The organism is Psychrobacter sp. Ps7 (assembly GCF_022129225.1).
GTDB classification, from domain to species: domain Bacteria; phylum Pseudomonadota; class Gammaproteobacteria; order Pseudomonadales; family Moraxellaceae; genus Psychrobacter; species Psychrobacter immobilis_A.
The window spans coordinates 1-20,587 of record NZ_JADQAH010000044.1; the positions used below are offsets into that span (position 1 = coordinate 1).

At 43.9% G+C, this 20,587-nt stretch carries 17 protein-coding genes; 4 read left to right on the plus strand and 13 right to left on the minus strand.

Annotated features, from left to right (window positions below; translation table 11 throughout):
- The first annotated feature begins 326 nt into the window (after positions 1 to 326).
- Positions 327 to 1,670, plus strand: coding sequence for a PIN-like domain-containing protein (locus I3257_RS12270; RefSeq protein WP_238049931.1), 1,344 nt, complete (start codon positions 327 to 329; stop codon positions 1,668 to 1,670).
- Between the two features lie 133 nt (positions 1,671 to 1,803).
- On the opposite strand, the gene I3257_RS12275 is transcribed toward I3257_RS12270, so the two are convergent.
- The 13 genes from I3257_RS12275 to I3257_RS12335 form a co-directional block, all read right to left on the minus strand.
- Positions 1,804 to 4,449, minus strand: a complete 2,646-nt coding sequence (locus I3257_RS12275; protein WP_238049932.1) for an FtsX-like permease family protein — start codon at positions 4,447 to 4,449, stop codon at positions 1,804 to 1,806.
- Positions 4,450 to 4,468: 19 nt separating this feature from the next.
- Positions 4,469 to 5,188, minus strand: a complete 720-nt coding sequence (locus tag I3257_RS12280; RefSeq protein WP_238049933.1) for an ABC transporter ATP-binding protein — start codon at positions 5,186 to 5,188, stop codon at positions 4,469 to 4,471.
- 21 nt (positions 5,189 to 5,209) lie between these two features.
- Positions 5,210 to 6,028 (minus strand): arylesterase, encoded by an 819-nt coding sequence (locus I3257_RS12285; RefSeq protein WP_238049934.1) that lies wholly within the window; start codon positions 6,026 to 6,028, stop codon positions 5,210 to 5,212.
- Positions 6,029 to 6,115: 87 nt separating this feature from the next.
- A complete protein-coding gene (locus tag I3257_RS12290) occupies positions 6,116 to 7,384 on the minus strand; it encodes an MFS transporter (RefSeq protein WP_238049935.1) in 1,269 nt (422 codons plus the stop codon).
- A gap of 433 nt (positions 7,385 to 7,817) precedes the next feature.
- Positions 7,818 to 8,063 carry a (Na+)-NQR maturation NqrM gene (gene nqrM, locus I3257_RS12295; protein ID WP_045447638.1) on the minus strand — a complete coding sequence of 82 codons (246 nt, stop codon included), beginning with the start codon at positions 8,061 to 8,063 and terminating at the stop codon, positions 7,818 to 7,820.
- 153 nt (positions 8,064 to 8,216) lie between these two features.
- The gene (locus I3257_RS12300; RefSeq protein WP_238049936.1) at positions 8,217 to 9,347 is read right to left on the minus strand and encodes an FAD:protein FMN transferase; all 1,131 of its coding nucleotides are present in this window, start codon (positions 9,345 to 9,347) and stop codon (positions 8,217 to 8,219) included.
- A gap of 142 nt (positions 9,348 to 9,489) precedes the next feature.
- Positions 9,490 to 10,290: an SDR family NAD(P)-dependent oxidoreductase gene (locus I3257_RS12305; protein ID WP_238049937.1), complete on the minus strand. Its 801-nt coding sequence runs from the start codon at positions 10,288 to 10,290 to the stop codon at positions 9,490 to 9,492.
- Positions 10,291 to 10,480: 190 nt separating this feature from the next.
- The gene (gene nqrF, locus I3257_RS12310) at positions 10,481 to 11,716 is read right to left on the minus strand and encodes an NADH:ubiquinone reductase (Na(+)-transporting) subunit F (protein ID WP_045447641.1); all 1,236 of its coding nucleotides are present in this window, start codon (positions 11,714 to 11,716) and stop codon (positions 10,481 to 10,483) included.
- Positions 11,717 to 11,839: 123 nt separating this feature from the next.
- Complete coding sequence (gene nqrE / locus I3257_RS12315; protein ID WP_011281361.1) at positions 11,840 to 12,448, minus strand: NADH:ubiquinone reductase (Na(+)-transporting) subunit E; 609 nt, start codon at positions 12,446 to 12,448, stop codon at positions 11,840 to 11,842.
- Positions 12,448 to 13,119, minus strand: a complete 672-nt coding sequence (locus tag I3257_RS12320; protein ID WP_055125671.1) for an NADH:ubiquinone reductase (Na(+)-transporting) subunit D — start codon at positions 13,117 to 13,119, stop codon at positions 12,448 to 12,450. The genes nqrE and I3257_RS12320 overlap by 1 nt, the downstream gene beginning before the upstream one ends.
- A 1-nt stretch (position 13,120) precedes the next feature.
- Positions 13,121 to 14,026, minus strand: a complete 906-nt coding sequence (locus I3257_RS12325; protein WP_045453837.1) for a Na(+)-translocating NADH-quinone reductase subunit C — start codon at positions 14,024 to 14,026, stop codon at positions 13,121 to 13,123.
- Positions 14,007 to 15,242, minus strand: coding sequence for an NADH:ubiquinone reductase (Na(+)-transporting) subunit B (locus I3257_RS12330; protein ID WP_055125672.1), 1,236 nt, complete (start codon positions 15,240 to 15,242; stop codon positions 14,007 to 14,009). Before I3257_RS12330 ends, I3257_RS12325 begins: the two co-directional genes overlap by 20 nt.
- Before the next feature lie 5 nt (positions 15,243 to 15,247).
- A complete protein-coding gene (locus I3257_RS12335) occupies positions 15,248 to 16,600 on the minus strand; it encodes a Na(+)-translocating NADH-quinone reductase subunit A (RefSeq protein WP_060492066.1) in 1,353 nt (450 codons plus the stop codon).
- A 1,113-nt stretch (positions 16,601 to 17,713) separates the two neighbouring features.
- Here I3257_RS12335 and hisA point away from each other — a divergent pair.
- From hisA to I3257_RS12350, 3 genes are all read left to right on the plus strand, one after another.
- A complete protein-coding gene (hisA, locus tag I3257_RS12340) occupies positions 17,714 to 18,451 on the plus strand; it encodes a 1-(5-phosphoribosyl)-5-[(5-phosphoribosylamino)methylideneamino]imidazole-4-carboxamide isomerase (protein WP_045447648.1) in 738 nt (245 codons plus the stop codon).
- A 63-nt stretch (positions 18,452 to 18,514) separates the two neighbouring features.
- The gene (locus I3257_RS12345) at positions 18,515 to 20,158 is read left to right on the plus strand and encodes a mechanosensitive ion channel domain-containing protein (protein WP_238049938.1); all 1,644 of its coding nucleotides are present in this window, start codon (positions 18,515 to 18,517) and stop codon (positions 20,156 to 20,158) included.
- An 83-nt stretch (positions 20,159 to 20,241) separates the two neighbouring features.
- On the plus strand, positions 20,242 to 20,547 hold the full coding sequence (locus I3257_RS12350) for a hypothetical protein (RefSeq protein WP_238049939.1): 306 nt from the start codon (positions 20,242 to 20,244) through the stop codon (positions 20,545 to 20,547).
- Positions 20,548 to 20,587: the final 40 nt, after the last annotated feature.

The window sequence follows — 20,587 nt, forward strand, 5'->3', positions numbered from 1 at the left end:
GAGGGCTAGGTAATCCCCCCAATAAATAAGCAAACTGCATGGCTGATATTGGTTTATATTCTGAGACATTTGATGAAGCAAAAAATGCCTTCTAGGTGAGTAGAAGGCATTTTGGTTTTGAGGTATCAGGAAGTATTATTATTTTGCTTGTAGTTAATAGTCTGTGATGTATATCATCTTGATACAGAATTACTTCAATACTAAAGCGATATTTTTGGTGAGAGCTACTTTAGCTCTATAATCTATAGCTTAGCTCACTGCTTCTACTGCTTATAATCAAAAAAAGTACTACTATTTTTTACTATAAAAATATAAAGGAAAGAATTATGCAAATGCAAGAACTGTTCAAAGGTTATTACAGCTTAACTGAGCAAGACCTTAATGAACTATGGAAGAATGCTGTGTTTGTATTTGATACTAATGTTTTGTTGAATTTATATCGTTATCAGTCCTCAACAAGAGATTCACTAATAAAGGTAATTGAAGGATTTTCCGAAAGAGTTTGGATCCCCTATTATGTAGGATTAGAGTTTCAAAATAACAGATTGAATGTTATATCGAAACAATATAATCGTTATTCAGAACTAGAAGATATAGTTTCTAAATCTGTAACTGACATGCAAACTAAGGTTAATAACCTACAGTTGAAGAAAAGACATAGCAATATCGATCCTGATAAGTTAATCGAAATTATTGAATCTTTCAAAAGTAATATGTCTACAGAAATAGATGGGTTTAAAGAGATGAGTATGGATATAAACTCTCTAGATACTATAAGGGAAAAAATAGATGAACTATTCTATGGAAAAATTGGTAAAGCTCCAAAAAATCAGGAGGAGATAGATAAAATTACTAAAGAAGGTGCCATTCGTTACAAATATAGGATACCGCCTGGATTCAGAGATAACAAAAAAGATTTGAATGAAGATGAGTCTAGTCATAATAAACATGAGAATGTTTACTATGAACGCAAATATGGAGATTTGATTATTTGGAAGCAGATAATTAAGCATGCTAAAGAGAGTGGATTGACAGATATTATATTTATAACAGACGATAATAAATCTGATTGGTGGTTAAAAAAATCTGGTAAAACTATAGGTGCTAGACCAGAGTTAATCAATGAGATTACAGAAGAAGCAAATGTTGAGCGGTTTCATATGTACACTATGGAAAACTTCTTAAGTTATGCAAATGAAAAAATGGGTGCGAAGGTAGAGGAAGAGGTAATACAAGAAGTAAGAAATATATCTTCAAACAATAACCTAGAAAAACATTCTAATAATGGTTCCATAGAAGATATAGTTCAAAATTACTTGTTACAAAGATTTGAAACTGTAGTAGCAGAAAGTGAAGATTACGTTTTCGACTATATAGTGAGTAATGGAAATCTGAAAAATGGGATTGTTGTAAAAGACTTAAGGTTAACTGAAAATATTAAAAATAGTATTATAGATAATATAGAAAGAATCAAGAATAGTATTTACAATGCAAGTTTGGAAATGGTGTATGTAATATGTATTCTAGAAAAGAGTCAATACACTGAGGAGCTATTCTGGCTATTTAGACATACCTCTATGAGATACCATAATATAAAAATATTAGCAGGATCGGTTGAGTATAATAGAGATAATAGTAGATTTCTTCAAATCCTGAGTAATTATAAATAAAATTGAAATTGAAGATTTTTTATTCTAAAGCTAGTCATTGACTTGAAAGTAACAGCGAATCAGAAAGCCCTCTATTTAGAGGGCTTTTATTGTGAAACCAAAATTGCAGCGCAATTTTTTAGCGCTTCTCACCTTAAACCATCGCCCGTACTCTAGCCATAATTCCTCGGCCAATCACCAATCTCACATAAATAATAGCAATGGTAAACAGCAAGACGACTAACGCCACGCCGCCCATAGCCAAATTTGCCCAGGGCATACTAAACTGTAGATTAAACCATTGAGTAACGGCAAGCCAAGCACCACCAGTGGCGATAATCACCGCAAATGTCGCCGCGCTAATACCAAGTACACCCAGCTCTAGGATATTAAGCATATAAAGATCACGCTTTTGCATACCGAGCAGTCTGAATGACGCGCTGTCCTTCATGCGATCTTGTGAGGTAGACAGTAGCGAGCTGATCAGCACCATGACGCCAGTGAGCAGGGCAAGCAAGGTGAAGACATAGACCAAGCGGCTCATTTGTACCACCAGCTCTTGGATTTGCTTGGCAATGGCAGTGCCGTCAATCGTGGTGACAGCAGGGAACTCGCGTACCAGTTTGCCTTGTAGCTCTGGAATTGCATCTTCTGGTACGTGGGCGGTAGCAAACTGAATCTGTGGGGCAGCGGACAGCACGGACGGCTCAAACAAGAAGTAGAAATACGGGCTTGGGCCACGCTCATAGCGCGTGCGAATACTTGTAATCTGCCCGATGATTTTGATACCTTGAATGTTAAAACGTACTTGATCGCCCATGCCGACATTGAGCATACTGGCAGCTGTGTCCAAGATAGATAAGGGTTTGACTTGTTCATCTGTATCATCGATAGGAGTGTATAGCGCGTCGTCTGTGAGGGATTCCGTGATGTATTCGGTCTCCATAACCGTATCTGCATAGCTCAAGTTAAACACTCGCGTGGGATCATCAAACCCATCAGCAGGCACGATATCTTTTGCCGCCACATCATTTGCCGTCTCCACGCGGGCGCGAATAACGGGATAATAAGTGACGGGCGCATCAATGATCGTATCAATCTCAGCATGCTGCTCGCTCTGCACATCGAGCAAAAACAAATTGGGCGCGTCTTCAGGATAGGCATTGATAAACTGCGCATTGATACTGTGATTGAGTGTGGTGATAAGCGTTAGCACCGCCACCGATAGCGATAAGGTGACAAAGAACAACGCTGATTGGTTGCCTTTACGCGCAAGGTTATGGATGGCGATACGCTGCATCCAACTGACCTTGGTATTGCTCGCCAATTTGGCCAGTAGCCAGAGCCACCCACGCGCCAATAGCCAAAATATCGCCACGAAGCCGATCAACCCACTCAATAACTGCGCCCCTAATGACAGCGAGCCCACTTCATAAGCAAAGAACGCATACAGCCCTGCCAGCACCAAGCCATACCAGAGTAAGGGCACGCGTCGATACCAAGGCAAGTTTTGTGGTTGCGTACTCGCCCCTTGATTGAGTAGGGTAGCGGGTTTGGTCGTGTTAAGTGCGCTTAGACCACGCTGCGCGATCAGCAACGTCAGGACTAGAGCAATTACAATAGTCTTAATTGCACTGATTGGATTGATGGCGAGACCAACATCGGCAGGCAAGATAGCCACCAGATACGGTTGACCAATTTTAAGCAAACCTAGACTCAGTATAATCGCTGCAATACAAGCAATGACAGTCGTTACGATAAGCAGCTGATAGTAGCTGCGCTTGAGTGAGCCAAGCGGTTCACCTAATGCCAAACGAATGGCATTATTAGACTGCTGCTTAGTGACAAACGCGCTAATGACGCCATACATGGCGACCGCAGAAAGTAGCAACACCGCGATGACCAGTAATTTTAAAAACATCAGTACATTGTCAGAGATACGCGAGACCGAAGTGTCTGCGGACTCTGCGTCAGAGAGCTCGATATCAGGATAGTTGGTCAGTATCTCTGTGAGCGCATCACGCTGCGTCGTTATCAGTTCGGGATCGCCTGCCATCTCAATACGATAGTTTATGCGGCTACGTTGCCCCAACAGGTTGGTCGCTGCGAGTGAGTCTTGATGCATTAAGACACGACCACCGAACCCAAATGTGGTCAGCGGTCTATCAGGTTCTTTTGTCAGTACATCACTGATCGTAAACTGCGCATCGCCAATGGTGATACGGTCACCGACCTTAGCCTGTAGGCTACTGAGCACTTCTGGTGCGACGATGACACTGTCAGAGGTTAGCTGCTCCCACAGCGGCTGTCCTGAGGCAAGCTCCGCTGTACCGTATAAGGGATAAGACGGCGAGACCGCTTTAATGCTGGCAAGCAAGGTTTGCTCATCATTGACCAGCATGGCGCTAAACTGATAGTCATACACCGTCTGCGTATCGGGGATGGTTTCTACCTGCGTTAATACTTCACTTGGCCAGTCTTGTTTACTGTTTAGAATTAGATCTCCACCAACGAGCGCGCGCTGATTGTCATTGATATAGCGATCGACAGACTGCTGCACAGAGTCGAGGGTCAGGTAAGTTGCAAGTGACAAGGTCAACGTCAGTAAAAACAATACCGGATAAACCCAGCGTTGCCACCAGCTACGACTGAGTGCTTGCGCGCCCAGTGTTTGAAAACCTAGGGTACGGGTAAATAATTGATTGAGGATACCGCTAGGATAACTGGACTCTTGACGCATACTGGTATCAGTCTTTTTTGTATCAGCTGGTGGTTTATTGTCTGTGGGCTTACGATTCATTAAGATACAATCCAGTTATTCATGTAGGTACAATTCGACCATCATGCATGGTGATGACACGATCTGCCATTTCGGCAAGTGCAGGGTCATGAGTCACCACCACCAGCGCCGAGCCAACCTGTTGGCGTAAGTCCAATAGCAGCTGCATGACTTGATCGGCATTTTGCTCATCGAGGTTGCCTGTAGGCTCATCCGCAAACACAATCTTTGGATGCGATACTAGCGCTCGTGCCACCGCTGTACGTTGCTGCTCACCACCTGACAACTGATTGGGCAAGCTATGACGGCGATGACCCAAATCAACGGCATCAATTAGCTCGTCTACTCGTGCTGGGTTTGGACGTCTGGCAATATCAAGTGGAAAGGCGATGTTCTCGGCGACTGTCAAGGTTGGCAGTAGGTGAAACGACTGAAAAACAAAGCCCATATCATGCTGACGAATGACCGCCAGCGCATCTTCGTCAAGACTACTGAGCATTTGACCTGCTAGCGACACCGTACCGCTGTCTGGATAATCTAGCGCCGCCAGTACTCCTAGTAAGGTGGATTTACCTGAGCCTGATTTGCCCATAATGACCACAAACTCGCCAGCGTTGACATAGATATCTACGTCTTTAATGATTGATAGGGTTTGCTCGCCGACTTGTACGGTTTTGTTTAATTGTGAGGCGGTCAGTAGGGGTTCTGTTTTAAAGTTTGCTTGTGGCGTTGAAACGGCAATCGAAGGTGATGATGTCATTACAGTGTCTCGTTAAGTGGTCTAATTTATCGTATTTTTTGTCGTATCGTCTTGAGCATTTTCAGTTGCATTGTCTGCATCGGCTATTTTTAGCGCTTCTAGTTTAGGCGCTAGAATAGGTACGATATTGTCATTAACGATAATCGTATAACCCTCTTTCGTCGGATGAATGGCATCAGCTTGATTGAGCGCAGGATCACCGCCCACACCATCCAAGAAGAAAGGAATCAGCGTCACATTCATGTCTTTCGCCACTCTCGGATATATCGCGGCAAATGACTTCACATAATCAGAGCCAAGGTTGTCATAGATCTGCATGCCACCCAAAATGACGATACTGCCATTATCCTGTAGACGTTTGACCGCGGTACGAATATTGGCTTCAACTGTCGCCACATCGATACCACGTATGGCATCGTTAGCACCAATGGTCAAAATCGTCACATCAGGTTTAGTTTGCAACACCCAGTCTAAGCGATTGACCAATCCCGTGCTGGTTTCACCGCTCAATCCTGAATTGACCACTTTGGCATTGTCGTAACCCATTGCTTGCAGACGATCTTCTAATTGAGCAGGATAGTTGCCATCTTTGTCTACCCCAAGACCTTCTGTCAGGGAGTCGCCCAATGCTAAGATCGTTAATGGCGCTTGCTGCTGTTCAGCGCTAGTAGTCGTTTGCTCAGATTTTGTCGTTTGAGGTTCGGCAGTTTGAGTACTGTTTTGCATGCCATTATCGGTGCTAGGTTCAGATGGTTTTTGGCAACCACCGAGCGCCATTATGGCTGTTAAAATAGCCAATGTTGGTAAGTGTCGAGCGAAACGAATGGATAAATTCATCATGATTATTCTGTCCTATAAGCAATCAAACCAGTGTAGCAAAATAAGACAGACACCAATATTATCCTAAGGTTACTGTAGTTTTTGATATTAAAGCTTTTTGCCATCGACCATCACTGGACGACTCACTACCCAAGCAATGACGACGTTGATAACCATCAAAATGAGCATAATGAATAGGGGTAAATCCCAGCTGCCAGTCGCTTCATGTAGCCAACCTGTCCCTAAGGGACCAAAAAATGCAATCAAATAACCGACGAATTGCGCCATACCCGACAGCTCACTAGATTGGTTGGTCGTATAAGTACGTAAGGAGAACAGCATCATGCTCAAGGTGAAAATAGCGGAGCAGCCAATGCCCATCAGACCTGACCACAACCACGCGAAGTCGGTAGATAAATAATTGATTCCTAAAATACCAATAACATTCAGTACCGCTGCAAACACCGCCAGCGCCTGAATAGGGCGGCCGCGATTGATCAGCCACGTCAGGCTCAAAATAGATACTGGCGCCATAAACTGAAACACTGAAGCCATTTGTCCTGCTTGCACTGCAGATAGCCCTTTGCTGACCCAAATGGATGGCAAAAAACTGGCAACAGTATAAAATAATAGTGATTGCAGCCCCATAAATACCGCAATTTGCCAAGCAAAAGGCGTACGCCACATGGAGATGTCAGACGCTCCAGAGGTAGGTGGCACAATGGCTTGATGACTAGACGAACCCAGACGCAACCGCAAAAATATCCAAATAACGATCGCAAAAATGCCCAATAGCGACCACCCACCCAGTGCCCATTGCCAGCCCACTTGCTCAGATAATGGTAGTACAACTCCAGCGACGATGCCTGCCGTTACCGTCATCGTTAGACTAAATAGCCCTGTTATGAGTGGAATATGCTGGGGCGTACGCTGTTTAATAACAGGGGCAGCTAAGGTATTCGCAAAACCGATAGCCAAGGTCAACAATAACGTACCAATCAAAAACCCAGACCAAGTGGGAATAACGGTACGAATCATCATACCAATCGTTAATAACGCAATCATCGCAACGAGCGTATTCTCAAGCCCAAAACGCTTACCAATGGCTGGCGCGATCAGTGCGCCCACTGCAAAAGTCAGCATGGGCACTGCTCCTAGCCAACCAATCTGCGTCTCAGAGATATGGAGTGCATCTTGTACGACAGGGGCAATAGAGCCGAGAGCAACAATAGGCGCACGCATATTGGTGGCGAGCAAAATCATGGCACATAAGATGAGCCAAAAAGTGAAGCGTGAGGAGGGCAGCTCAAACGGTGATGGTGTATCTGAATGAGACTGTAATGGCACATCAGGTGGCAAATCAGTAGAGGTAGACATAGCAGCACGACTATTAGAATAAGAAAAAGGACACGTCATTAAACAGCGCCGAAGCATCGTCGCTTGTAAATAACACCAAAGAAAACGCACCTAGACGGTGACTAAAATCATTAATTAGAATCGTAAATTAGAACTAGAGATTACTTGCAGAATACAAGATATATGAGTAACCATTTTGAAAGCGCGCTTATCTTCAATCGCCTATCAACTGGATACGGTATTAGATTTATTTAGTCTACTATTATTAACAGGCCTTGCACGTGCCGTATTTATATCCAAAATATCTTGAAGCGATGCTAACTAGATACGTCGCGGCTGGCACAACTAAAAATAGCGCCAGTCCCTTGCAAAGGAGTAGACGCTATTATAAGAACAGATGTTAGGTAAATACTACCAGCGTATGGTAACAAACGCGGTATTTATAAAATTTAGTTTATACAGGTTTGCCTAGCTGAGCGGCTTTAAGGGCGTTTTCTTGCTGTTCTGCCACGATTGAATCACACTTATTGGGATCATTTCCACAAAACGAGCAATTTTCATCACCCATTAGTTTAGCAACGCCGCCACAAGATCCTCTAAGCGGCTTCTTTTTGACCATATAACCGATACCCATAAAGATAAAGAACAGGACGAAGACGGTAAAGGTAATGGCAAGCATGGGAAGCAATTGACTAAGCATAGAGGAAACCTCGATTTTTAAAAATAGTGTGGCTATTTACTAGGTTAATACCTTAATAGTATAGCAAAACCAGTATAGCAAATTTTTGTATGGCTCGTTGATGGTTATCGAGCCGTTTACAGTATTGCGACTAAGTTCTATTACGACTAAGTTCTAAGGCTGTTTGTCAGCGCGTAATGCTTGCATCGCTGGTGTTTGTACCACTTGCCACTGGTCAGTATTCTTATCAGAATCCGTCGTCTTTGCCTCATCAGCTAAAACAACAAACAAGGCAGCTATATCTTGTGCTTTGGCTGTTGCAAGGGCTTTTTTATAAGGCATTGCAGTGAGGGCGGTTGCCCACGCATCTGCTAGTGCGACTGAGTCTGCTGCAACGGTTACCGATGGTGCGCCGCCCGCGATAGGCTTGCCAGTGGTTGGATCAATCGTATGACTGTAGCGCTGACCGTCGAATATGACGGAATTACGATAGTTGCCAGAAGTTGCCAAATACATCTGATTATCGGTATTGATGGGTTGACGAATCGCTGATATTGTTTGACGCTCGCTGACCGTACTGTCCTCAATAGGCGCATCAATCGCAATTTGCCACGGCTGCTGTTGGTTATTGACCCCAGAGGTTGCAATTTCACCCCCTATCTCTACCATGTAGTTGCGAATTTGATAATCATCTCTGAGCACATCGGCGATTACATCGACGCCATAACCTTTAGCAACTGCTGAGAAATCAAGCCCGACCCCATCTTTGGTTTTATAAATGCTCTGCTCTTTTTGTATGATGCTCTCAAAATCTACCAAGGCTTTTGCTTGAGCAATCTCAAGTGCTGTCGGTGGACTTTGCAAGCGCTCAACGGTCATGGTGCTACCAAAGCCCCAAGTCTCTACCAATGGCATGACGGTAGGATCAAAGGCGCCACCAGATTGCTGATAGACGATTCGTGACACATCAAGTACGTGAGCAAAATCTGCATCGATAGTGAGAGGGATGTCTTTACCTAACTGGTTAAATTTAGAGATAGTAGAGTCTGCTTGATAGGTAGACATACTGTCATTGATTTGCTGCAAGCGCTTATCAATCGACGCTTGGATGGCCGCTTCATCTGCATCCGCAGGTAGCTGATAACTGATATGGTAGCTCGTTCCCATGGTCTCACCGCTGAGATAATCATAATCTGGCGTTTGCTGGCAAGCACTAAGACTGAATACAGCACTGATAGCCATAACGGGCAATAAGGTGGTTTTCATCGATTTGTTAGACAATGAGAGTGGGGCTAATTTTTGCATTATTGGTTTTCTCATATTAATCATAATGGCTTTTATGGCAAAAGGGTGAGTGGCACGTTCTATTAGCGTCGCCCATTTTACACCCCTTGTCACCCATAACGCCAATCATCGACTTAAGACCTAATGGCTTAAACGACTAGATTTATTTTACTTTTGATTCACGGATGAGCTTATATAGTTTTGGCGGCGATAGGCGATTGACTGTGGTCGCCAGCTTTTCTTTATTACCTGCCACGATGATATATTCTTCACCCTTAATCAGGGCTTTGACAACTTGTTTGGCAAAGGTAGCTGTGGTTAATCCTTTATTGGTTGCCTCGTCCATCGTTCCTTGCGCGCTACCGTCACCAGTCAAGGCGTTAATAGAAATACTGGTTTGAATAAATCCTGGGAATATCGTCGCCACCTCTATGCCTTGTTCATGCAGTTCTGCACGCAGACTGTTTGCCCACATATGAAGTGCGGCTTTGGCTGCTCCATAAGCGCCGCGATATTGTGTGCCTAATAAACCTGCAACACTTGATACCATGACAATTTTGCCGCTGCCTTGCGCGATCATATTGGGCAGTACTAGTCTGGTCAGACGTGTCTGCGCAAAATAATCTATCTCCATAATTTGGCGCTCAACTTCTTCAGTGGTTTCCATAATAAGCGAGCGTTGACTGATGCCAGCATTATTAATAAGCCAATCAATTTTTCCAGCTTGAGCTTTAGCTGTCTTATATGCGTCTTTTGCTTGTTTAGCATCGGTGATATCAAAAGGGATGATGAAATGATTTTTGCTGTTTTTACAGCGGTTTTTGACTGCTACTAATTTTGCCTCATCACGCCCACTTAAAATAATGGTGGCACTATGTTTGGCAAAGGCGATAGACAATGCTGCACCGATACCACTAGAAGCACCAGTAATCCAAATGGTCAAATCTTTAATGTTGGTTTTCATAGGAATCCTTTCTTAAGGCAATAAACAATTAATAATATAGCAGAGGGCAGGCGGTCTGCTATTTAGATTTGTAGGCTTATTATGCAAGGGTTACATTTAGTCAAAGCCAAAAAAAGAGCCTCAATTGAGACTCTTTTTTATTTATCACTTTAGAATACTTTTTTACGTAACCATTTGCTTAGTTACTCACTTAACCACCGAAGTCATCAAGCATGATATTTTCATCTTCCACGCCTAAGCTGTGTAGCATGTCGATGACCGCCGCATTCATCATCGGTGGCCCACACATGTAGTATTCACAGTCTTCTGGGTTTGGATGGTTTTTCAGATAATTTTCAAGTAGTACATTATGGATAAAGCCGGTTGGACCTTCCCAATTGTCTTCTGGTAATGGATCAGATAAAGCCACATGCCACTCAAAGTTATCAAACTCTTCTGCTAGTTGATCATAATCTTCAACATAGAACATCTCACGGATAGAGCGTGCACCATACCAAAAGCTGATTTTACGCTTAGTATGTAAGCGTTTAAGCTGATCGAAGATGTGCGAGCGCATTGGTGCCATACCAGCACCACCACCAACGAAAATCATTTCAGCGTCAGTCTCTTTGGCAAAGAATTCACCATAAGGACCTGAAACCGTCACTTTATCGCCAGGTACTAGGCTAAATACCCATGATGACATTTTGCCTGGTGGAATACCGTCAGGACCGCGTGGCGGTGGACTAGCGATACGAATATTAAACTTAATAAGGCCTTTTTCTTCAGGGTAGTTGGCCATCGAGTAAGCACGAATAACTGGCTCATCAACTTTTGAGACATAGTTGAAAATACCAAATTTTTCCCAGTCTTCGCGGTATTCTTCGTCAATGATAAAGTCTTTATAATGCACTTCATGCGGTGGCGCCTCTAACTGTACATAACCACCAGCACGGAAGTTCACTTCTTCGCCATCTGGAATTTTAAGGACCAGCTCTTTAATAAAAGTCGCAACGTTATCGTTAGAGAGAACTTCACACTCCCACTTTTGTACATCAAAAAACTCAGGGTCAATCTCGATTTTCATGTCTTGCTTAACGGCTACCTGACAAGCTAAGCGCATATGATTGCGAATTTCGCCTTGAGTAAAATAGCCTTCTTCGGTGGGCAAGATAGAGCCGCCCCCTTCAATAACGCGGCAACGACACTGCGCACAAGTACCACCGCCACCACAGGCTGAAGATAAGAAAATACCTTCGCTTGCAAGGGTTTGTAGTAATTTACCGCCTGCTGGGGTCACGACGTCATTATCGGGATTATCATTGATATGGATGGTAACATCGCCTGAACTGACCAGTCTTGAGCGCGCCGCCAAAATAATGGCAACGAGGCCCATGATGATCAAGGTAAACATAGCAACGCCACCAATCGCCGTAGCGTAATCCATGGTAGGTATCCTTAATCTATGGAGTAGGGGTGCGAAAAGACGTCATTGCGTGTTTCCTGAACCCCTACCGAATAAATGAATTAAATAGGTCAAATCGCTAAATAGGCTGTTAAGCTTAGCGGTCTAAATTGACATACCGCCGAAAGACATAAAGCCAAGTGACATCAGACCAACTGTGATAAAAGTAATACCAAGACCACGCAGCGGTGCTGGAATGTCTGAGTATTTTAACTTTTCACGGATACCGGCCAATGCGGTAATCGCCAATGCCCAACCGAAGCCTGCGCCCACACCATATACGACAGATTCGCCGAAATTATAGTCACGCTCAACCATAAACAGTACACCACCTAAGATGGCACAGTTTACAGTGATGAGTGGCAAGAACACCCCAAGGGCGTTATACAGACTAGGGACGAACTTATCGAGGAACATCTCTAGAATCTGTACGGTCGCAGCAATCAAGCCGATATAACTGAGCAAGCCCAAAAAGCTTAAGTCGATATCAGGGAAACCTGCCCATGCCAGCGCACCATCTTTTAGAATGAACTGAAAGAGTAAGTTGTTTAGCGGTACGGTAATCGCCATCACGACGACCACGGCAACACCCAGACCAATAGCGGTTGAAACCTTCTTTGATACTGCCAAGAAAGTACACATACCTAAGAAATAGGCCAGCGCCATATTCTCAATAAAGACTGAGGTTATAAATAAACTAACATAATGTCCCATTAGTGACCGCCTCCATGTGCCATGCCTTTAGACTGCGGCTTCATTACAAATTCAGCGTCTTCAACCTGCTCAGGTTTCCAGATACGGATAATGGCAATGAACAAACCAATAATAAAGAATGCTGACGGTGGCAACAGTAATAGACCGTTTGGAATATACCAACCGCCATCAGTGACAGGCTGTAGGATGGTGATACCAAACCACGTACCTGAGCCAAGTAGCTCACGGATAGTCGCAACAAACAGCAAAACCGCAGAATAGCCAAGACCATTACCAATACCATCTAAAAAGCTTGGCACTGGGGGATTGCTCATGGCAAATGCTTCGGCACGACCCATCACGATACAGTTGGTGATAATCAAACCAACGAAGACCGACAAGCCTTTACTCACATCATAAGCGACAGCTTTTAGCACCTGATCCACTAAGATAACCAAGGAAGCAATAATGGTCATCTGTACGATAATACGAATGCTTGAAGGGATTTGCTTACGAATGATCGAGATAAAGAAGCTTGAAAACGCCGTGACTAAGGTCAACGCCACACACATTACCATGGCATTAGCCATGCTTGTGGTGACAGCCAGTGCCGAACAGATACCAAGGATCTGTAGGGCAATGGGGTTATTATCAAAAATAGGCGAGGTTAAAATACTTTTAGTGTCAGCCATGTTATGCCTCCTTGCCGTTTGCTACTGGTCGTTTGGCTGCCAGTTCGGTTTCAGGTTGAGCGCTCAGCGTTGATTGCGTAGCTTGTGTATCTGCCGCATTATCAATCGCTTGACCACTCTCTTTACGTAGCGTATCTAAATAAGGCTTATAACCTTGCTCACCCAACCAAAACTGAATCATGTTACTGACACCGCGACCGGTCAAGGTTGCACCACTGATACCATCGACCCAGTTCTCTTTCGGTGTACCCGCTTTGGTCACACCAGTGGCAACATTACCATTTTCGTCATATGAGTGGATACCGCTCCACTTCGCACGCCACTCTGGCTCTTCGATACGAGCACCCAGACCTGGGGTTTCTTTATGCTCATAAAAGCTGATACCTTTGATGGTATTCATATCGCTTTCAAGGGTTAAGAAACCATAGATAGTGCCCCATAGTCCATAGCCTTGAATCGGCAAAACAACCATTTCAGGTTTGCCTGCGTCATCTTTTTTAACATAGACTTTGGCATATTTGGGTTTACGACCAATACCAGCAGGGTCGTTGTTGCCTAAATCTTCACTCAGTGCCTTATTCTTAGTCGCTTGGCTTGCGTCATAAGCATTACGATCAGGGATGCCAGCGGCTTTTAGCGCTTCATCATCAACGTAGCTGCCTTTACTTAAGTCAATAATTTCGACATCGAAATCTTTAAAACGTTCAGCAACATCATCTGCTGTATCAGACTCGGCATCGTACATGCCAGCGGCAACCAAGATGTTTTTGTTACGGTCTAAGCGTGCGTTTTCAATTTGAGCAGGTTTTAGACCAACCGCTACTGCTGAAACTAAGACGGAGCACACCAAGCATAGCGTCAATGCCACACTGATGGTTTTCGCATTGTTACTTTTGGGCTTGGACATAACGAACCCTCCGAGCTGTTTGGCGTTTGATGTTTGCTTGGGTCACAAAGTAATCAAACAATGGAGCAAATAAGTTGGCGAATAAAATAGCCAGCATGATGCCTTCTGGGAAAGCTGGGTTCACGACGCGAATCAATACCGTCATAAAACCAATCAAGATACCATAAGCCCAGCGGCCTTTATTGGTATGCGCAGCTGACACAGGGTCGGTTGCCATAAACACGGCACCAAAGGCGAAGCCACCGATAACTAAGTGCCAATAAAACGGCAGGTTCATCATCATATTGTCTTCAGAACCAATCATATTAAAGACAAGAGAAGTAGCAATCAGACCTACCACACAACCTGCCATGATGCGCCATGAAGCAATACGTGTCCAAAGTAGAACGACGGCACCCATTAGGATAGCCAGTGTTGATACTTCACCGATACTGCCTTGCATGTTGCCTAAGAATGCATCACCCCAAGTGATTGCATTACCATAGACGTCGACGAAGTCCTGAGGAACTACGCCTAACGCGGCAAGACCAAGTGGCGTCGCACCAGAGAAACCATCAACGGCAGTCCATACTGAGTCACCAGACATATAAGCAGGGTAAGCAAAGTATAAGAATGCGCGACCCGATAGGGCAGGGTTCAGGAAGTTTTTACCCGTACCACCGAACACTTCTTTTGCGACTACGACACCAAAGATAATACCGAGGGCAACTTGCCATAAAGGAATATCTGGTGGTAAACAAAGCGCAAACAGCACTGAGGTCACAAAGAAACCTTCGTTGACTTCATGACCGCGCACTACGGCAAAGATAATCTCACAGAGAATACCGACCGCAAAAGTGACGATATAAATCGGTAAAAATTGCATCGCCCCGTAAACGAAGCTTGCCCAGATACTGTCTGGGTTATAGCCTGCCATACTGGTGATAACAGTACGCCAGCCTTCAGGCTGCAAACCAAGCGTTGCAATCGCCGTTAGTGCTTGATGACCGATGTTGTACATACCCCAAAACATGGCTGGGAAAGTACATAACCATACGGTAATCATAATACGCTTTAGGTCGATACCGTCGCGTACGTGTGATGCTGAGTATGTGGTTGAGCTTGGTTGACGCAAAAACGTATCAAACATCTCAAAGATAGCATAGTATTTTTCGTGTTTGCCACCCTTGGTGAAAGACGGCTCCATACGATCGAACATATTGTGTAAAAATTTCATCGTGGTTAGCCCTCCAGCTCAATGCGCGTCAAGTTATCACGCAAAATATCACCGAATTCATATTTGCCAGGAGATACGAAGGTGCATAATGCTAAATCTTCTTCGTCCAATTCGAGCACGCCCAAATCTACGGCGCTAATCATGTCTTCGACAATTAATGCACGTAGTAACTGTGTCGGCAGATAATCTTGCGGCATGACCTCTTCATAAACCCCGATAGGTACCATCGCTCGCGGTGAACCATTACTCGTGGTCGTAAAGTTATATTTCTTATTACCAAAAAACTTAGAAATATAAATAGGCAGCTTAGAGAAGCGGTTGGTGCCGACACTTAGGAAATGGAACGCTGGACGTTCACGCCCTTCAGGCAGCACACTGATTTGGTTATGAAAACGACCAAGATAAGCCGTATTGCCAAACACTTTACGACCTGACAATACCGAACCAGAAATAATACGGTTTTCGCCAGCCGCCAGCTGTCCTTTGGTCAGAGCAGCGATATCAGCACCGCGCTCAGTAGCCACCAAACGTGGCTTGGTGACCGCAGGACCTGCCAAACTAATGATACGGCGCGTATACAAGCGACCGCTAGTGAATAGCTTACCAATCGCAATCACGTCTTGGTAGCCAATCGTCCATACGGTCACGCCGCGCATGATTGGGTGCAAAAAGTGAATGTGCGTGCCAGCCAGACCAGCAGGATGCTTACCAGCAAAGCTATGATACTCAGTGACATTATTAGCCGCCGTTTTGGCAACTGGCGTCAACTGGGCATCACCATGATGGCAAACAAAGGTCTTGGGGCTGAGTGTCGATAAGACAGCAAGTCCGTCATTGAACGCTTGCAACTGATCGCTAATCAGCAGCATTGGGTCAAATGCTAATGGATTGGTATCCATAGCGGTGACAAAAATAGCATGAGGACGGGCACCGATTTCTGGCGCACGGCTATAAGGGCGCGTGCGAAACGCGGTCCATTCGCCAGAGGCAAGCAGTTGGGTTTCAACAACTTCAGCGTCTAGGTCAGCAAGTTGCTGGGAGTCATAGCGCTCGAAGTCTACTTCTTCACCGTTTGGGTCGACCGCAATCACAAGGCTCTCAAACACACGACGTTCACCGCGTTTAATCGCGACGACTTTACCAGCAGCAGGGGCAGTATAGATAACGCCAACTCGTTTTTTGTCTTCAAAAACGGGCTGACCCTTTGCTACGATATCACCTTCTTTGACATTCATCGTGGGCTTCATGCCCACATAATCATAGCCAATAACGGCGACATGTGTCGGTTGGTGCTCAGATATCTCGCGGGATGATTCACCGGTGATGGGCAAATCCAAACCTTTTTTGATGGTAATCATAAGCGAAAACTTAGTCCATAGTCTAAAACGATACCAGACGTCCTGTTTGGTATATCGGTAGCATGAACATCTGCGTCATCCAATAAAGCCCCCGCGTCTCTCTTCCTATAGTAGGATAGTGACAAAGGATCTCTAAAAATAACGCATGATCATAACTACTAGTAAGAGTATTAACGCTGACCTTAGACTCCTTAACAACACGTTAATGTCTTATTCGAATGACCAAAGTGGCGACTGGCTACCAAGGTGTATGTTAAAACCATCAAATCAAACACAATCGTTCAAGCCTTTAGCGAAAATGATTGTGTAGACAATAGCTCTATCATACGTTTCATTGAAAATTAAAGCTTGTAACACCAGCGCAATTGACCACCCTTATCGGTTTGGTACCCTATTAATAGATACGCGATTAGATAAGAATGCAGCCAAAAGATGATCTATCGAAATAGATGATAAACTGGTTGACAGACAAACTAGCGAAGCCATTATTAAGTAGATTTCACTCACATCAATAAGCGGCTATACAGCTAGTAATGACTGTTCTAAAATAGTTAGCTAGTGATAGAGATACGATAGAGACTATAAAAAAGAAAGAGGCGTCATTAGAGTTTAGTGCTGTAGAGTAGACTGTTTAGAGGCCACCAGTTGAAATTTCTAATATAACCCTTCTTAGCAATATGTCAGCCAACATCAAAAAGATGTGCTTAGCTGCTGCTCGACTCATCCTGATCGCTATGCAACACTAAGCCATAAATGACTCAATAAAAAGCGCAGCGCATGGTTACTATCACATAGAAACAAATAAAAATTTACCTAGGATTATACGCTAAATTGACCTAAAATTGCCAGTCAGTAATTGAATTTATCTAATGTTGCCAGTGATTCAATGTATTAAAACTTATGGTTATGATTGACAGTTTTTTTATGGTCATTTCTATCTATCGAAGCGGATTTTGGGTCTATCATGGATAGCTTTTGACTCGTCAATATATTAAGTCACTTTTGACTGATGTTTTTATGCGTGTTTAGAGTGTGTTGAACGTTCAATACACCCTGATTTTTGAATTTACTTTTCTAAATGTATTTATTGTTGTGCTTTATAAGGAATGCTATATGTGTGCTGTGCCTGTCATTATCCCGGCTATTGATTTAAAAGATGGTAAATGTGTCCGCTTAAAACAAGGCCGTATGGAGGATGATACGGTTTTTTCTAATGATCCAGTGGCCATGGCGGCACGCTGGGTAGAGGAAGGTGCACGTCGACTGCATTTGGTTGATTTGAATGGGGCATTTGACGGCGTACCCGTTCATAGACAAGTGGTGAATGACATTACTAAAGCGTATCCGAATCTGCCTATTCAGTTGGGCGGTGGTGTGCGCAATATGAACACCATTGAGCAATATATTACGGCTGGTTTGACTTATATCATCATTGGTACAAAAGCGGTCGAAGATCCGGAGTTTGTCGCAGAAGCTTGCCGCGAATTTCCGGGTCATATCATTGTAGGTATCGATGCTAAGGACGGCATGGTAGCAACCCATGGTTGGGCAAATGTGACGGATACCAAGGCGACCGAGCTTGCGAAGCGCTTTGCAGATGTTGGCGTATCGTCGATTGTATACACCGATATCAACCGCGATGGCATGATGCAAGGCGTCAACGTTGAACAAACTGTCAATTTAGCACGTGAAGGCGGCTTGCCTGTGATTGCCTCAGGCGGTGTAACCAATATGAAAGATATCGAACTGCTGAAACCTTATGGCGATTGTATTGAAGGCATCATTACTGGTCGCGCGATCTATGAAGGCACGTTAAACTTGGGCGAGGCACAAGTTTATTTAGACAGTTAATGATTATTGAACATTAAGTAAAGAAAGATGAGTACGAAAATCTATAAAAAGCAAAGGATGCTTATGAACACCGACTTTGACCGTTCAAAGATGCGCGATTTTATAAAAGCGTGCGGTCAAATGCTGTTGTTACTAAGCATCTTTTTTACCTTTCCAGTGTATGCGGCCGGTGAAGAGGTGACTGGTGTAACCACTGCATTGGGGATAGATACAGCAGAAAATCCAGCAGCTGACAAACCTTTACTTGATGCGACCTCAGAAGAGGAATCTTCAGCATCTCCAGTGGTCATACCTGAGCCAGCGCCACCACCCATAATCAGTGGTGAGAGCACCAATAATGCGCAAATCGAAACCACTCCTACTCCGCAAAAAGACAATGACATTCGTCAACGTATTCAGGGTATTTTTTCTGAAATAGAAGGTCTACAGGCTGTCAATGTCAGCGTTACGCAAGGTGTTGTTACCTTAACCGGAGAGACACCGAACGAGAAAAAAGCGCAACAAGCCATTAATTTGACCAACCGTCTGACAGATGTGGTCACCGTCGAAGATCGGATTGATCGTACCCTTGATGTTCAAGACAATGTCACTACCGTTTATCAAGGTCTTAAAGCCCAAGCCAAAAATCTAGTCAAAGCCTTGCCACTCCTATTGGTCGGCATTGTCCTATTTGCATTGGTGACATGGTTTGGTAGTTGGCTGTCTAATCGCAAAAAAATGTGGCAACGGCTCACGCCCAATCCGTTTGTCGCCGAATTGCTGTCACAAACCGTTAAAGTCATTTTTATTGTTTTCGGTTTGATTCTTGCACTGAGTTTGATAGGCGCCGAAACTATCTTAGGCACTTTGCTTGGCGGTGCAGGCGTTATCGGTATCGCCGTTGGTTTTGCGGTCAAAGACACTATTGAGAATTACATTGCCTCGCTCATGCTCAGTATTCGCCAACCATTTCGCGCACGTGATCATATTTTAATTAATAATCAAGAAGGGATTGTAGTACGGCTAACCTCACGTGCGACTATTCTGATGACTTTAGATGGCAACCAGTTGCGCATTCCCAATGCTGAAGTATTTAAAGCAACGATTTTAAATTACACCAAAAATCCAGAACGTCGATTTACCTTTGAGTTAGGCGTTGATGCCAATGATGATCCATTAGCGGCTATCAAGGTCGGACTGGATGCGATACATACATTAGCATTCGTTTTAGATGAACCAAAAGCAGTGGCTGTCATTACCAATGTTGGCGACTCTAATATCATTTTGGAATTTCAAATTTGGGTGGACCAATCAGACACGGATTTCTCAAAAGCACGCAGTATTGCCATTCGTGAGACCAAGCATGCGTTAGAAAATGAAGGCTTCAGCTTGCCTGAACCGATTTATCGTTTGCGTTTTAATAGTAACTTAGAAAAAGCATTTGAGAATATGCAAGCTAACGCTAACACTGATAGTGCTAAGTCAGACATGACAATTACGCCAATCACGCCCAAAGTGACTGATAAAAACCAGAATAAAGATAATAGCGTTGATGATAAGGACAAAAAACAAGCAAAGGCTCGTGCCAAATTGATTTTACAAGGTCGCAATGCTGATGAGGTGCTTAACGCTCGTCCTGACGACAAACTCATGGAAAAAGTCGAACAGGAAATTGCAGAAAGCTCTGACGAGACTGATTTACTGAATAATAATAGCCCGCAAGAATAATTTGTAAAAACCTGCTAAAAACTAGGCATAAAAAATGCAACGAAACGTATATCTGATTATCATTCAAATACGAGACATTTTTTATGCAAATGAAACACTTGATTATATTCGCCCTAGTGGGCATGGTTGCGTTACTAGGTTTTAACCTCATTAATGGCAATCAACGTGAGAAAGATAGAGAGAGTATAACCACCAGTAGTAGCACTGAGAAGGCTTCTACTGGTGTTACCGAATCAGATAGTAACAATGATGAGAAAAACAGTTCAGTCGATATTACTAGCAAGCCGCTTGGTGAGCAGCCAAAAGCGATTCTCGATAGTGCAACAACACAGATAGAGCAAGCACAGCAAGCGGATCAGCAACGCTTGGATCAGAGCGGTGTGCAATAGTGTTAAAAACTGACTATTAGAAAAATGAAGTATAAAAAAG